Below are 13859 nucleotides of genomic sequence, written 5' to 3' on the forward strand. Positions count from 1 at the left end.
GAACTGAAGTACGCTTCACGCCGGACGCAGGGAAGGCAAGCGAGACATGCGGATTCGTTACCGTCTGATGCTGGTCGCCGCCGTGGCGCTCACCGTGTCCCTGCTGACGGTGATGCTGTGGCCGGCGTCGCCTGTCGCGCCGGGGGCGGCGCCTTCCGAGCCGCCCATCGCGACGGGGCCCGGGACGCCCGCGCCGGAGTCGGTGCCTCCGAAGGTCGTCGCGCGGGAGCGGGTGGAGCCGGTGCCCGCGAGCAACGAGGAGCGGCCGGCCACGGTGGTGGCGCTGGCGCCCGGTGACGTGCCGCCGGAGCCGGAGGTGGCGAACCCTCCCCCGCAGGAGAATGACGCCATCGAACCCGAGCTGCCGCAGACGGCGCAGTGGCGGCTGGAGAAGACGACGCACCTCACCGCGCTGCTCGGGCGGGACGTGGAGCGGCTGGAGCGCGAGCGCGAGGACGCCGAGGCGCGCGGTGACGAGCGGCGGAGCGAGCAGCTCGAGACGCTCCTGAGCCGCAACCGGGCGCGGCTGCACGAACTACGCGAGGAGCTTCGCGAGCTGGGCGAGGCGGTGAAGGAAGAGTCCTCCGCCGAATGAGTCCCGGGCCCGCGTCACCGCGAGCTCTGATGGTGCAAGGGCCTCGCGGAGCGCAGCGGGCCGCGAGCCATGCCGTAACGCTTCTCGCGAGCTTCCGACACGGGCTGATGGTGTACGGGCGGCAAGAAGCGCGAGCCCGGCAACAGGACATGAGCAAGATCGTGCCACGTTCTGTTGAGCGCTTCCGGCAAGGGCCGACGGTGTACGGGCAGCATGAAGCAGGAGCCCGGCAGCGGGTCGCGAGCAAGGTCGTGCCACGTCCTGTTGAGCGCTTCCGGCAAGAGCGAGCGGCGTACGGGCAGCACGTCGCGAGGGCCCTGTTCCTGGTGTCAGCACTGGCGGCGCTGCTCGCCTGCCAGTCCGTGGCGGAGGAGTCACCCGCCTCTACGCCGCGCACGGACTCGCGCCCTGTCGTGGCGGGCTCGGACGCGCCAGACGACACCGCCGCGGTGGCGCTCATCGCCCGTCGCACCCGCTGCGCTGGGGAGCCGCCGGTGCTGCTCTGCTCCGGTGCGCTCATCGCGCCCGACGTGGTGCTCACGGCCGCGCACTGTCTGGCCATCTTCGGGCCGGAGGGGCCGCACGAGGTCTACCTCGGCCAGGTGTTACTGCCCCAGCCGGAGCCCTCCCCCCGGGGCCGCTTCGCCCGCGTGGCCCGTGCGCTCATCCACCCGGACTACGACGCCACGACCCACGCGTACGATGTCGCGCTGCTGCGCCTCGCGGCACCGGTGGACGTGACACCGTTCCCCCTGCCGGAGTCCACGAGTGTCATTCCCACCGCCGGTGCCTCCGTGCGGGTGGTGGGCTACGGGGACACGAAGGACGCCGCTGTTCCCTCCGGCCGTCGGAGGCAGGGCACGCTGACGGTGACGCAGGTGGAGCCCGCGGCCTTTCGCGCCGGCCCTGCTCCCAGCATGAGCTGCGTGGGAGACAGCGGCGGACCGGTGCTCCTCCGCGACGGCGGACGCGAGGTGCTGGTGGGACTCACCGCGAGCGGCGACGTCGCCTGTCAGGACGAAGCCCTCAACGTGCGCGTGGACGCGTTGCTCGACGGCTTCATCCGCCCGTTCCTCGCGGAAGCGCCTGCATCCGTCATCCCCACGCTGCCACCGGAAGACCTCTGCCGTGCCACCTGCACACGTGACGCCGAGTGTCCCTCGGGGCTCACCTGTGTCTCCGTGGAAGGCGCACCGGCCCGCTGCCTGCTGCCCGCGCTCCAGGCAGGAGCCTACGGTGCGACCTGCACGGACGACGCCTCCTGTGGCACGGGTGGGCTGTGCGCGCGGCTGGAGCCCGAGGGCACGGACGCGTGCCGCTGCTTCACGCCGTGCACGCCGCCTCCACCCGACCCGGACCCTGTCGACCCTGGCGGTCCGGACTCCGCGACGGACGCGGGAGGCTGTGCGGGAGCGCCGGGTGCCCTGCTCCTCGGCCTGCTGTCATGGGCGGGCCTGCTGAAGCCCGCGCGCCGGCATATCCGTTGAGGCGGGCCGCACCGGGCTGGCACGGCCAGTCAGGTTGCCGTGCCTCGCTGAACGAGGCCGCATGCACACCCGAGCGAGCCTCGGCAGGTGTCTCGAATCCGTGGGCGACCTGCCCGTGGGTGCACGTCAGGCGCGGATGCTCGTCTTGCGCGGTCCCTTGCGCTTGTAGGCCTTGCCCGCCTTGAGCGGCGTCGTGTCACCGCGCCCGGTGGTGCGCTTGGCCGTGCCTTCCTTGCGGTAGGCCGCGGCGGCCGGGGCCGGCAGCGTCTTGCGTCGCGACGTGCTGCTGCCCAGCTCCGCCACCGGCAGCCTGCGGCTCTTCGCCGTCACGCCCTTCCCGGACGCACTGCGCGGGCTGACCTTCCGGTCCTCGAAGTCCACGCTCCCCAGTGCCCGCCGGCCGCTCTTCTTCGCCTTGTGGGTGCTCGCCCCCGCGGCCCGGCCCACGTCCATGGCCTTGAGCGCCATCGTCGTGCCCTTCTTCTTCGCCACCTTCGCTCGTATCCCTCGACTCTTCTCTGGCATGTGACCTCCCAGGCCATCAGGTAGGAATGAAGCTTCCCGGTTGCCAGGGAGCAGCGGGGCGAGCGTGCCCCAGCGCTCATGTCAGCCGCGCCATTCCTTCCACCGCTCCACTTCCACGTCGTACCCGGGGACGAGGTTGCGCATTCGCGCGCCAGGGTGCTCCCATGGTGACACCGTGCAACGCCGCCCACCCCTCACGCTGGTCCCGTCAGACTCGGACGCGTCACATCGCGCCTGTCCCGGCTGTGGCCAGGTCGGCCTCCCGGGGCGGGACGAACGTTGCCGGGAATGTGGTGGCTCGCTGGTGGATGCACCCCGCGTCTCGCGAGGCGCCGGGCCGCCGCTGCCTCCGCGCCGGCTCACCCGCGCGCAGCGCAAGGCCATCCTCCGGCCGAGGCTCGTCACGCACCACTCGGTGGGCACGTTCTTCCTCGCCCTGGGTGTGCTGATGCTGCCGGTGGCGCTCGGCTTCCTCCGGCCCCTGCTGTTGATGACGGGCATCTTCCTGCTCGTGGGCGTTCTGCTCCGCCGCTCCGGCTGGCCCGGGGCGCTCCGCCGCGAGCAGCGCCGTCGCCTCCAGGCGCTGCGCTGGGGCCTGCCCGCCGCGGCGGAGCTGACCCGGGTGGAGCGCCACGTCCTCCCGGGCCTGGAGGCGGGGCGCGTCGCCCAGCTCGACTACGTCTTCCTCGCCCGCGGTCAGCCAGTGCACGGGAGCACACCTTCGCCCTGCCTCGCGGACGCACGGCGCAGCCCCGGCGAGCCTGTCTGGGTCGTCTACCTGGCCGAGGACCCGGCCGTCAGCGCGCTCTGGCCACCGCCAGAGTCCTGAGCGACACCTCGCGCTGGCCTGGACGTTGCTTTGGCGTGGGGGCACGTTCCCTTCCGAGCCTCTCCCGTGGTCTCCCGGCCACGGTGCGCGGCCCGGCTACCGCAAGTGCCACCATGTCCCAGCCGCCCACTGCCCCTCCCGCCTTCCTGTCCGTGCTGCGCCGCCATGGCTTCCTGCCCGCGGTGCTGAGCAGTGTCGCCGCGGTGGGGCTGCTGGCCCTGCGGTTGGACTGGAGTGAGCGTGCCAGCTACGCCTTCCTGTCCTGGAACCTGTTCCTGGCGTGGGTGCCCTATGTGCTGTCCCTGGTGGCCCGCCTGCTGATGGCGCGGGGCCTGGGCCGCTGGTGGCTGCTGGCGCCGCTGGCCCTGGGGTGGCTCGCGCTGTTTCCCAACGCGCCGTACCTGCTCACGGACTTCATCCACCTGCACCAGCGGCCCGTGGTGCCGCTGTGGTTCGACGCGGCGCTGCTCGCGCTGTTCGCCGCCACCGGGTGGCTGATGGGGCTGCTCTCGCTGGAGGTGTGGAAGGAGTGGCTGGAGCGGCGCTGGGGCCGCGCCCGGGCCTGGGCCTTCGTGGCCGCCACGTCCCTGCTGTGCGGCTATGGCATCTACCTGGGCCGCGTGGAGCGGTGGAACAGCTGGGACGTGCTGTCCGAGCCGGAGCGCCTGCTGTCCACCATGGCCTCCCACCTGCGCGAGCCCGGCGCCTTCCCCTACCTGACGCGCCTCACCATCCTCTTCGCCGGGCTGATGCTGCTCTCCTACGCCGTCTTCGAGGTGCTGGTGACGCGTCTGCGTTGCCGGCGCGCCGCGTAACGCTGTAGCTTCGTTGCAGGTGCAATAAAGGCTGGACTTCGCCGTTCAGCACCGTGCGCCAAAAAAAGTGGGATGCGCCGCCAGCTGGCGCCTCCTTCATGCATTGGCGCGCGCGCGCGAAGTACCTATCTCCGGGAGCTTGAATGAAGAGGTCAGAAGCCGTTGGCGTTTTCCAGGGTGCGTGGTGGCTCGTTGCTACCGTGTTGTTGCAGGCGTGCGGGGATACCACCCTCGTGGAGCCCTCCCAGGTGGAGGCTCCCGCGCGGGCCGTGAGCGCGCTGGAGACGGTGACGGACTCGGAGGACATCCTCACCCAGCTCCAGTCCATCCCCGGGCTCACCGTGCTCGACGAGCGGCCGTCGCCCTACGCGGGCACGCGCTTCTTCCGGATGGTGTTCGAGCAGCCCGCGGACCACCGGCGTCCCCTGGGTGAGCGCTTCCAGCTCCGGGTGAACCTGCTGCACCGCTCGGTGGACGCGCCCATGGTGCTCTCCGCCGGCGGCTATGGCCTGGGGGACGGCCCCTCGCGGTCCGAGCCCACCGCGCTGCTCGGCGCCAACCAGCTCTCGCTGGAGCACCGCTTCTTCGGCACCTCGCGGCCGGCCTCGAATGACTGGAAGCTGCTCGACATCCGCCAGGCCGCGGGCGACTACCACCGCATCATCGAGGCCTTCAAGCCGCTCTACTCCGGGCGCTGGTTGACCACGGGCACCAGCAAGGGCGGCATGGCGGCCGTGTACCACCGCTACTTCTACCCGGACGATGTGGACGTCACCGCGCCGTACGTCGCGCCCAACAGCCATGGACTGGATGACGGGCGCTACGCCCGCTTCGTCGAGCAGGTGGGGGACGCCGACTGCCGCGCGAAGCTCCAGGCCTTCCAGCGAGCGGTGCTGGAGCGCCGCGACGAGATGCTGCCCTTCATGGAAGCGCTGGTCGTCTCCGAGGGCACGGGCTTCGAGGTGCTGGGCGGCCTGGACCGGACCCTGGAGTTCTCCGTCGTCGAGCTGTCCTTCTACTTCTGGCAGTACTACGGCGCGCCCGTGTGCGCGGAGGTCCCCGCGTCCGACGTGTCGGCGGCGGAGCTCTTCGGGTTCCTGGACGGCATTGTCGGCATCGCCTTCACCTACGGCGACGTGTGGCTCGACTACTACGCGGCCTACTACTACCAGGCCGCGACGGAGCTTGGCTGGACGCGCTTCTCCACGCGGCACCTGCACCGGCTGCTGCGCTACCCGGGCGAGGACGAGCCCCGCTCGTACCTTCCCTTCCCGGTGAGGGAGCGGTTCGACCATGGCCTCATGCTCCGCGTGGAGCACTGGGTGCGCAACCACGGGGAGCGGATGCTCTTCGTCTACGGAGAGAATGACCCCTGGTCCTCCGGCGCCTTCTCCGTGCGCGAGCGCAATGACTCCTTCCGCTACATCGTCCCGGAGGGTGAGCACGGCTCCCGCATCAGCCGCCTGCCCGAGCCCGAGCGGACCCAGGCCTTGGAGAACCTCTACCGGTGGATGGGGCTGGACGTGTCGGCCGCGGGCGTGCGGGCCCGGGTGCTCGACGCCGAGGCGGAGCGCACCGAGTCGGGCCTGGAGCGGGAGCCGCGCTTCCGGCTGTAGCGCTGACGACACCCCGAGGACACCGCTTCCGCCCGCTGTGGCCGGGCGGGGGCGGTGTCCCCGGACTTCACCTGCGAGGGCCCAGGGTGTCAGCCGCCGTGCAGGGGCAGACGCTTCTTGGGCCCACCGCTGTGCTTCACGTTCATCTCGCTGGGGGCCTTCTTGCGGCCCTTGAGCATCGTCGCGCGGCGACGGTGGCTCTTGGGCTCATGTAGCTCGGCGGCGGGGCCCAGTGTCACCCGCTCCAGTGTCTTCTGCCGGCGCAGCGCCGCGGCGTCGTCCCGGGGCAATGTCTTGCGCCCCTTGCTGGCCTGCACGCTGGGCTGGGCCGAGTGCGCATCCACCCGCCGCTTGTTCTTGATACCTGCCACTTTGGTCCGCACGGCCATGATGCCCTCCTTCCGTGGAGAGGTAAGGACGGCGCCCTGGCTTTTCCATCCCCCTCCGGGGGAAGGGCCAGGGGCCATGCCGCGTGCCTGGGTGCTCACCAGCCAGCGGCGGGCCTGCCGGGAAGGCGCGGCGGGCTAGGTCGAGGAGCGCTTGCCCTTCTTGGGCGGGCGGGTGCCGGTGGTGCTCTCGGGCGGGAAGAGCCAGCCCTCGCTGTCTCGCGAGGTGGAGACGTTCGTCTGCGAGGGCTCCATGTGCATGCCCCGGCAGCCCCGGCACCAGGACTGGGGCCGGCGCCCGCTCTTCATGATGCGGTAGCCGAAGTCCTGCTCCGTGGGCCCCGTGTGCCCGCAGCGGGGGCACTTGCTCAGGGACGTGACGCCAATCTCCTTGGCCTTCTGGCGACCGTGCTCCACCACCAGCGCCAGGGCCGCCGCGAAGCCGATACGGCCCGTGGAGGCGACATGGAAGCTCCGGCCGCGCTTGCGATTGCCGCGGCCGAGCACCGGCATGAGGTCCGTTCCTCCAAGCAGGTTGCGCTGCTCGAGAACACGTGACGGCGAATTGTCCGGGGTCGAGTGGCTCACGGGACAACTCATACTGGGACGGTCTGACATGCCCTGCCCGGAGGGCCTGGCCCCCCGGTAGGCCTCCGGGGGAGGACTGAACAAAAGTCCAGCAATGTCGCGGATCTACGCCATTCCCACCCTGGAAGTGGGGTGGCGCGGGAGGGCCCCCGGCCGGCCGGCTGGCGCCGGAAGGGAGGTGGGGTGCGCAGGTTGTCGGGGGCGAACCGGAGGCCCCCAGCCATGACCCGCCCCACCAACGAAACCGAGCTGACGCAGCGCCGCGTGCAGCGGCATGAGTCCCACACCCGCACCACCTACGCGGCCTTCATCCGCCACTTGTGCGAGGTGGGGAAGCTGGAGCCGGCCCTGGCCGAGTGCGCGGCGGTGGCGGTGCTGAGCGCGCTGGAGCGGCGCATCCTCCCGGGCGAGGCGAAGGATTTGGAGGCCCAGCTCCCGCGCCGCCTGGTGGAGTTCCTGCCCCCGCTGGAGCAGCGCCCGCAGCGGCCGAGGCGCTTCGGCAAGGAGGCGTTCCTCCAGACGGTGGCGGACGACCTGGAGCGGCCGGTGGAGCAGATGGAGCCCGTGGTGCGCGCGGTGTTCCGCGCGATGAGGGACCTCATCTCCGAGGGCGAGGCGGACGACGTCGCCAGCAACCTGCCCCCGGACCTGCAGGCGCTGTGGCGGCTCACGCAGTAGCCCGCGGCCCCCGCCCTGGCGGACCCCGTCGCCAGGGTCCGCCCGCTCGGCTTGGAAGGGGAGGGACTACTCCGCGCCGTCCGGGCCGAGCATTCCGCCGCCGCCCCCGTCTGAGGACGGGAACACGGGTGTGCCTCCGGGCAGGCTCGGGTCATGCGGCAGGCTGCCGCGCGGGCTGCGCAGGTACACGAAGGGCGTGGCGAACAGGAAGTTGGACACGCGGGACGTGTAGATGTCCGCGTAGCGCTCCATCTGCCGCGCCAGGTGGCTCTTGTCGTTGCCCGCGCGGGTGAGCAGGCCCCAGAGCGGGTTGGACAGCTCGGTGGCCGCGCGCGCCATCGGGCCCAGCTCCGCGTCCAGCGCCTCCAGCTCCGTGCGCAGCTCGCCCAGCCGTGCCACCAGGTCCGCCTCGGAGATGCTGTCCGCGCGCGGGCCGTACTGGAAGCGGCGCCGCTGCAGCTCCAGGCGCAGCTGGCAGCTCTCCGCCTCCAGGCGCTCCTTGTGCTCCATGCGCTCGCCCAGCCGGGCCTCGGTGGCGCGGAAGCCGGCGATGGCGCGCACCTCGTCCTCCAACTCGCGGAGGATGAGCGCCGTGCGCCAGCGCAGCACGTCCTTCGTCACGTGCACGTCGCCGAACATGTGGTCGCCCACGTACAGAATCTGGTCCCCCTTCATCCCCAGGTGGCGCTCCAGCTCCAGCGCGCTGCCGCCGAAGTAGGGCGTGCCGGCCTTGAGGGGCCCCGAGTGCTGCCGCAGCAGGGCCTCGCCGCCGGACTCCACCACCTCGTAGAGCGGGGCACGCGTGGTGAAGAACTCCGGCTTGCGCGCGGACACAATCACCACGTCGAAGAGCTGCCGCCACGTCATCCCTGCCGGCAGGTGCTTGTCGAAGGCGAAGTGCATCATGGGCTCGGTGTAGGCCCACTCGCTGTTGGTAATCAGCAGCAGCTTCTTGCCGGCGTGGCGCTGGTCCAGCAGCGCCAGCGGCGTCTCCGGGTCGTCGAGGACGTAGCGCTCCGGGTCGGCGATGATTTCCGCCTTCAGCCTCCCCTGCATGTGCGTGGCGTCCAGGTTCTTCCGCACGTGCTCGTAGAGGTCCGTGTAGCCCATGGGCGTGGAGCCCGGGAGCTGGCCGGCGTCCAGCCGGTCCACCAGCTGCGCGAAGATGCAGGCCTCGGACAGCGAGAAGAGCGTGTTGAGGAACACCCAGCGCCGCTCGTGCAAGTCGATGAGGGTGCTGGCGTACTCGTCGCGCTGGGCCTCGAAGTCCATGGGCCGGGTGCCATGGAGGGCCTTCTTCACGATTCCGAAGCGGTTGGCCTTGAGGAGGTTGCCCTTCTCCGTGTCGATGATGAGGCCGCGGATGGCGAGCCCCGGGTCGAACGTCAAATCCCCCACGGGCCAGCCCTGCGCCACCAGCCGGTCTCGGATGTACTCGTACGCACGGCGCTCCCACGCTTCCACGCGGTAGTGGATGAGCGTGTAGTCCATGTCGTAGCCGACGGCCTTGATGCCACGCAGGTTGAGGGTGCGGTTGCAGAACAGGCCCCGCTCGGGCGGGGGACCGGAAAGGTGCGAGCGCATAGACTCCCTGGCTTTGCCTCGGCTGGAGGCAAAAGTCGATGCCCACGTGGAGCCTCGTCAGGTGGAGGCCAGATGCCACGGTCCTCCGGGGCCCCGGTGGCGGAAAAGGGAAGTGAAGGGTTGCCGGAAGCGGGGGACCTTCCTACCGTGCCCCGGTTCCCGAGGACCCCATGCCCGGAGTGTCGCGCCGCATCGCCATCAGTGCTGTCGTGCTGGCGGTCCTGGTGGGGACCGCCGTTGGCGCCGTCGGCTACACCTTCGTGTACGCGAAGGGGACGTCGTACCTCACCGACGACCCGAGCGCGTGCGCCAACTGCCACGTGATGAACGAGCAGTACGCGGGTTGGGTGAAGGGCAGCCACCATGGCGTGGCCGTGTGCAATGACTGTCACACCCCGCACAGCTTCTTCGGGAAGTACTACACCAAGGCGCTCAACGGCTGGCACCACTCGGTGGCCTTCACCTCCGGGGACTTCCACGAGCCCATCCACATCGGCGAGCGGAACCTGCAGGTGACGGAGGCGGCGTGCCGCTCGTGCCATCAGGACATCGTCCACGCAATCGAGCCGGGGCTGTGGGTACGGGTGTCGGCGCAGGGCGCGGGTGACTCCCGGAAGGACGCCGACCGGCACGGCACCCTGCACCCCGTGCCGGAGCAGGGGACGATGAGCTGCGTGCGCTGCCACCGCTCGGTGGGGCACCTGGAACTGGACTGAACCCCTCTTGGAGGAGCCCTCGCGTATGGCGAACCCGAATGCGCCCGTGAAGCGCCGTGGACTGCTGCTGCTGGTGGCCGTGGGCGTGGTGTCCGCCCTGGCCGCCGCGGCCGCCGTCGCGCTGGCCACCAACATCCTCGAGCGCAAGCAGGAGGCACGAAACCCGTTCTTCCGCGTGGTGGAGCTCACCGACGACACGGCGGACCCCGCCGTGTGGGGGAAGAACTTCCCCATCCAGTACGACATGTACCTGCGCACCGTGGACCAGACGCGCACGCGGTACGGCGGCAGCGAGGCGGTGCCGCGCGCTCCCACGCAGTCGGACCCGCGCTCGGTGGTGGCGCAGAGCCGGCTGGAGGAGGACCCACGCCTGAAGACGATGTGGGCCGGCTACGCCTTCAGCAAGGACTTCCGCGAGGAGCGGGGCCACGCGTACATGCTGGCGGACCAGACCTTCACCGAGCGCCAGCAGGTGACGCAGCAGCCGGGCACGTGCATCCACTGCCACGCCAGCACCTATACCGCCTACAAGCGGCTGGGGAACGGCGACCTCTTCAAGGGCTTCGACGCGCTCAACCACATGACGTACTTCGAGGCGCGCAAGCAGGTGGAGCACCCGGTGGCCTGCATCGACTGCCACGACAGCCAGACGCTGCAGCTGCGCGTGACGAAGCCGGCCTTCATGATGGGCATGGCGCGCATGAAGGCCGCGCAGGGCGTGCGGGACTACGATGTGAATCGCGACGCCACGCGCCAGGAGATGCGCAGCTACGTCTGCGGCCAGTGCCACGTGGAGTACTACTTCAAGGGCTCGGAGAAGACGCTCACCTTCCCGTGGGACAAGGGCCTGAAGATTGAGAACATCCTCGCGTACTACGACGAGAATCCGCACAAGGACTGGACGCACGCGGACACGGGCGCGCCGGTGCTCAAGGCGCAGCACCCCGAGTTCGAGCTGTGGAACCAGGGCGTGCACGCGCGCTCGGGGGTGTCGTGCTCGGACTGCCACATGCCGTACACGCGGGTGGGGGCGCAGAAGATTTCCGACCACCACGTGCGCAGCCCGCTGCTCAACATCAACCGCGCGTGCCAGACGTGCCACCACTTCTCCGAGGACGAGCTGCGCGCCCGCGCCGAGGCGCTCCAGGAGCGCACCTTCCAGCTGCGCAACCAGGGGCTGGATGCGCTGGTGGGGCTCGTCAGGGACGTGAAGGCCGCGAAGGCCGCCGGGAAGACGGACCAGGACCTGGCCGGGGTGTATGCGCTGCAGCGGCGCGGCCAGTTCATGCTGGACTTCATCGAGGCGGAGAACTCCATGGGCTTCCATGCTCCGGAGGAGGCCGCCCGCATCCTCGCGCAGGCCACCAACCTGCTCCGCCAGGCGCAGATTCTCGTGAGAGACCCCACCTTCAAGCCGGAGCTTCCCGACGCCCCGCACCCCAGCGCGGGAGACGCCCACCCCGGGCCCGGAGTGCGAGGCAAGACGGTGGGCAGTCCCACGGGTGGGGCGGGCGGCTCGGGTGGTGGCGCCGTTCCAGATGGTGGGAGCGGCGACGGTGGGCCGGCGCACTGAGGGACACGGAAGCTCCGGCTCGTGGCGTTGGCGTGGGTGGGCCCGGCTGATGAGGCTTGCGACTCACTGCCTCGCGGCGTTGGTGCGGGTGGGCCCGGCTGATGAGGCTTGCGACTCACTGCCTCGCGGCGTTGGTGTGGGTGGGCCCGGCTGATGAGGCTTGGGGCTCACGGCCTCGCGGCGTTGGTGCGCGTGGGCCCGGCTGATGGAAGGGCTCGGAAGTCAGCTTCCCTGGCGGTGGTGGACGACCCCTCAGCGTCTCGGGATGTCCTCACGCGCGAAGGTGACGCGGGGGCGTGAATGCCCGGGTTCGCCCGTCCGTTGGAAAGGTGCGATACAGGATGCGCGCCGGCCGGGCCGCCAGGGAAGGATGCATGCGGATGCTTGGGAACCCGAGGGCCTTCGTGGCCGGAGCGCTGGTGCTCTTCGCCAGCGCGGCCAGCGCGGAAGAGAAGTGGGAGACGGTGGCGGAGAAGCCGTACCTGGTGAAGGTGCGGCCCCGACCGGGCACCCAGGCCAAGGAAGTGTGGGCGGAAGGCGAGCTCGCCGCCAACGCCTCGGACGTGCAGGCGGTGCTGACGGACGTGGACTCGTACCGGCAATGGATGCCGTACGTGAAGGAGTCGCGCACCATCAAGGACCTGCCGGACGGCGCGCGGCTGACGTACACGAAGCTGGGCCTGCCCGTGGTGGCCTCGCGCGACTACGTGTGCCACGTGGTGCAGGAGTCGAAGCTGGCCGCTGACGGCACCGGCGTCTTCGTCCAGCGGTGGTGGGCGCAGCCGGACGCCATCCCCGAGCGCCGCGACACGGTGCGGCTGCGACTCAACGAGGGGAGCTGGCGCGTGGAGCCTCGCGGCGAGGGGAAGTCCCACGCCGTCTACAAGTTCACCGTGGACCCCGCCGGCTCCATCCCCGGCTTCCTGGCCAGCATGGGTCAGAAGGACGGAGTGGTGGACACCTTCCGCGCCGTGGAGAAGCGCGCCCTGCAGCACGCGGAGGCGCAGCGGAAGAAGAAGTGACGCGTTCCCTTCCTGGGCACGAGGAGCGGGACGACTCGCTCATCTCCAAGACGGACTTGAAGCTGTCGCTCCTCACTCCATTGGAGGCTTCCCTCGCTTCGACGAACCAGGCCAGGGCCGCTCCGAGCAGCACGGTGCAGCCGTCCGCCCCCGGGGCAGGGCTGGAGCGGAAGGAACGTTCGTTCCAGGTTCGCGAGCGGCATGGCGCGCAGGCCCAGGCGCCCCGAGCGGCTGACCGGCAGGGGCGGAAGGAACGTTCGTTCCAGGGGCGAGCGGCATGGTGAGGGCCCAGGCCCACCGCCGCCGACTGGCAGGAGCGGAAGGAACCTTCGTTCCAGGGGGACGCGCGGCATGGAGCGGGGCCAGGCCGCTGACCGGCAAGAGCGGAAGGAACGTTCGTTCCAGGCTCGCGCGTCCCGGTGGGCGCGCTGTACCGGCGCTTCAGGTCGGCCCCGGACGCGTGCCTTTACCTACCGCGTCTTGAATCAGGCCAGACCCGCGCCAAGCAGAACGGCGGTGGCGCAGCTCGCGGCGGCGAAGCTCCAACCGAGGCGCTTGAGGTGGCGCGGCGCGGGCAGCAGGGCCAGCGTGCCGAGCGCGACCACCGGAATGGGCAGCAGCGCCACCACGCGCCATGCCGACACGCCCGCGTTCAGCGCCCAGCCGAGACTGCCCGCGAGCCCTGCACTCGCTACGACGAGGCCCACGACGCGCAACAGCGCGCGGTCCGCGCCTGGCTTGTGGGCTCGGATGACGACGTGCACCGTCATCGTGGCCAGCGCGAACCCGAGCGCGAAGGTGCCCCAGAGCGTCAGTGCCGCACCCGGTGCCTGTCCTCCCGCGAGGGCCACCGGCACGGCCCATGCTCCAAGCGCCAGGGACGCGAGCAGCTCTCCGGAGAGGGTGCGCTCCTGCCGGCCCCAGGTCATCAACAGCACCTCCGCGCCCAGGATGCCTGGGAGCGCGAGGTAGGGCCGGGCACCCGGCGCGAGGCTCGGGACGGCGAGCACCAGGGCACAGGCCGCCACGCCCAGCAGCATCCACGTCCAGCGGAGGGCGACGACGCGGTCCCGCTGGGCGCGGGTGCTCCGGTGTCCGAGCAGGTGGAGCAGGGGCTCATGGACCCAGAAGCAGGCAACCGCCGCCACGGTGAGCCAGAGGGCCGGGGCGCTCGGGACGGTGACGGCGAGCGCGGTGGCCAGCGGCAACAGGAGCTGGAAGTACGCGCCGTGCTCCCTGGGCAGGAGTGCCTGGCGGGCGAGGGGGAGCTGCTGGCGGGAGGAGAGGGTCAGCATGGAGGAGGCGTGCGGAGGGAGGGCCACCGGCGCCTCCTGAGCAAGCGGCGTTCCGCGCCTGGGCTTGGGGGCGGAGTGGGAGGACGGCGCAAGGGGTGCGGAAGGCCCCGGGGCCCGCGCAAGCCTTGCGCCTCCCGCCCTTCCGGAGCG

14 protein-coding genes are annotated in these 13859 nt (G+C 71.0%); 9 read left to right on the forward strand and 5 right to left on the reverse strand.

The features are described 5' to 3' along the window. Window positions 1-46: 46 nt before the first annotated feature. The gene (locus tag G4D85_RS15335; RefSeq protein ID WP_164012504.1) at window positions 47-595 is read left to right on the forward strand and encodes a hypothetical protein; all 549 of its coding nucleotides are present in this window, start codon (window positions 47-49) and stop codon (window positions 593-595) included. Between the two features lie 251 nt (window positions 596-846). Further along, the gene (locus G4D85_RS15340) at window positions 847-2082 is read left to right on the forward strand and encodes a S1 family peptidase (RefSeq protein WP_240359285.1); all 1236 of its coding nucleotides are present in this window, start codon (window positions 847-849) and stop codon (window positions 2080-2082) included. 126 nt (window positions 2083-2208) lie between these two features. Here G4D85_RS15340 and G4D85_RS15345 read toward each other — a convergent pair whose 3' ends face one another. After that, entirely contained in the window at window positions 2209-2607 is a 399-nt protein-coding gene (locus G4D85_RS15345) for a hypothetical protein (protein ID WP_164012508.1), read from the reverse strand. A gap of 304 nt (window positions 2608-2911) precedes the next feature. Here G4D85_RS15345 and G4D85_RS15350 point away from each other — a divergent pair, with 304 nt between their 5' ends. The 3 genes from G4D85_RS15350 (at window position 2912) to G4D85_RS15360 (ending at window position 5867) form a co-directional block, all read left to right on the forward strand. After that, window positions 2912-3436: a hypothetical protein gene (locus G4D85_RS15350; protein WP_164012509.1), complete on the forward strand. Its 525-nt coding sequence runs from the start codon at window positions 2912-2914 to the stop codon at window positions 3434-3436. 113 nt (window positions 3437-3549) lie between these two features. Further along, window positions 3550-4251 (forward strand): DUF1361 domain-containing protein, encoded by a 702-nt coding sequence (locus G4D85_RS15355; RefSeq protein WP_164012511.1) that lies wholly within the window; start codon window positions 3550-3552, stop codon window positions 4249-4251. A gap of 233 nt (window positions 4252-4484) precedes the next feature. Next, complete coding sequence (locus G4D85_RS15360; protein ID WP_240359286.1) at window positions 4485-5867, forward strand: S28 family serine protease; 1383 nt, start codon at window positions 4485-4487, stop codon at window positions 5865-5867. Between the two features lie 89 nt (window positions 5868-5956). Here the strand turns inward: G4D85_RS15360 and G4D85_RS15365 are convergent, their stop codons facing one another. Beyond that, complete coding sequence (locus G4D85_RS15365; protein ID WP_240359287.1) at window positions 5957-6256, reverse strand: hypothetical protein; 300 nt, start codon at window positions 6254-6256, stop codon at window positions 5957-5959. Window positions 6257-6391: 135 nt separating this feature from the next. Beyond that, window positions 6392-6871 (reverse strand): hypothetical protein, encoded by a 480-nt coding sequence (locus G4D85_RS15370; RefSeq protein ID WP_164012515.1) that lies wholly within the window; start codon window positions 6869-6871, stop codon window positions 6392-6394. A gap of 192 nt (window positions 6872-7063) precedes the next feature. On the opposite strand from G4D85_RS15370, the gene G4D85_RS15375 reads away from it, so the two are divergent. Further along, window positions 7064-7519 (forward strand): DUF2267 domain-containing protein, encoded by a 456-nt coding sequence (locus tag G4D85_RS15375; RefSeq protein WP_164012517.1) that lies wholly within the window; start codon window positions 7064-7066, stop codon window positions 7517-7519. Window positions 7520-7585: 66 nt separating this feature from the next. Here the strand turns inward: G4D85_RS15375 and G4D85_RS15380 are convergent, their stop codons facing one another. Beyond that, entirely contained in the window at window positions 7586-9103 is a 1518-nt protein-coding gene (locus G4D85_RS15380) for an HAD-IG family 5'-nucleotidase (RefSeq protein ID WP_164012519.1), read from the reverse strand. Between the two features lie 170 nt (window positions 9104-9273). Between G4D85_RS15380 and nrfH the strand changes: the two genes are divergently transcribed. The 3 genes from nrfH to G4D85_RS15395 all read left to right on the forward strand — a co-directional run bounded on the left by nrfH (window position 9274) and on the right by G4D85_RS15395 (window position 12414). Continuing rightward, a complete protein-coding gene (gene nrfH, locus G4D85_RS15385) occupies window positions 9274-9819 on the forward strand; it encodes a cytochrome c nitrite reductase small subunit (RefSeq protein ID WP_164012521.1) in 546 nt (181 codons plus the stop codon). Between the two features lie 25 nt (window positions 9820-9844). Continuing rightward, on the forward strand, window positions 9845-11392 hold the full coding sequence (locus G4D85_RS15390) for an ammonia-forming cytochrome c nitrite reductase subunit c552 (RefSeq protein ID WP_164012523.1): 1548 nt from the start codon (window positions 9845-9847) through the stop codon (window positions 11390-11392). A 374-nt stretch (window positions 11393-11766) separates the two neighbouring features. Next, the gene (locus tag G4D85_RS15395; RefSeq protein ID WP_240359288.1) at window positions 11767-12414 is read left to right on the forward strand and encodes an START domain-containing protein; all 648 of its coding nucleotides are present in this window, start codon (window positions 11767-11769) and stop codon (window positions 12412-12414) included. 485 nt (window positions 12415-12899) lie between these two features. On the opposite strand, the gene G4D85_RS15400 is transcribed toward G4D85_RS15395, so the two are convergent. Then, the gene (locus G4D85_RS15400) at window positions 12900-13736 is read right to left on the reverse strand and encodes a YwiC-like family protein (protein WP_205525558.1); all 837 of its coding nucleotides are present in this window, start codon (window positions 13734-13736) and stop codon (window positions 12900-12902) included. Window positions 13737-13859: the final 123 nt, after the last annotated feature.

The sequence above is a fragment of the Pyxidicoccus trucidator genome (assembly GCF_010894435.1).
Classification (GTDB): domain Bacteria; phylum Myxococcota; class Myxococcia; order Myxococcales; family Myxococcaceae; genus Myxococcus; species Myxococcus trucidator.

What these genes read in the sequence shown, in the direction of transcription:
- G4D85_RS15365 (WP_240359287.1), bottom strand. Translation starts at nt 6,256, where the DNA reads ATGGCCGTGCGGACCAAAGTGGCAGGTATCAAGAACAAGCGGCGGGTG.
- G4D85_RS15370 (WP_164012515.1), bottom strand. Translation starts at nt 6,871, where the DNA reads ATGTCAGACCGTCCCAGTATGAGTTGTCCCGTGAGCCACTCGACCCCG.
- G4D85_RS15345 (WP_164012508.1), bottom strand. Translation starts at nt 2,607, where the DNA reads ATGCCAGAGAAGAGTCGAGGGATACGAGCGAAGGTGGCGAAGAAGAAG.
- G4D85_RS15390 (WP_164012523.1), top strand. Translation starts at nt 9,845, where the DNA reads ATGGCGAACCCGAATGCGCCCGTGAAGCGCCGTGGACTGCTGCTGCTG.
- G4D85_RS15395 (WP_240359288.1), top strand. Translation starts at nt 11,767, where the DNA reads ATGCGGATGCTTGGGAACCCGAGGGCCTTCGTGGCCGGAGCGCTGGTG.
- G4D85_RS15380 (WP_164012519.1), bottom strand. Translation starts at nt 9,103, where the DNA reads ATGCGCTCGCACCTTTCCGGTCCCCCGCCCGAGCGGGGCCTGTTCTGC.
- G4D85_RS15355 (WP_164012511.1), top strand. Translation starts at nt 3,550, where the DNA reads ATGTCCCAGCCGCCCACTGCCCCTCCCGCCTTCCTGTCCGTGCTGCGC.
- nrfH (WP_164012521.1), top strand. Translation starts at nt 9,274, where the DNA reads ATGCCCGGAGTGTCGCGCCGCATCGCCATCAGTGCTGTCGTGCTGGCG.
- G4D85_RS15335 (WP_164012504.1), top strand. Translation starts at nt 47, where the DNA reads ATGCGGATTCGTTACCGTCTGATGCTGGTCGCCGCCGTGGCGCTCACC.
- G4D85_RS15375 (WP_164012517.1), top strand. Translation starts at nt 7,064, where the DNA reads ATGACCCGCCCCACCAACGAAACCGAGCTGACGCAGCGCCGCGTGCAG.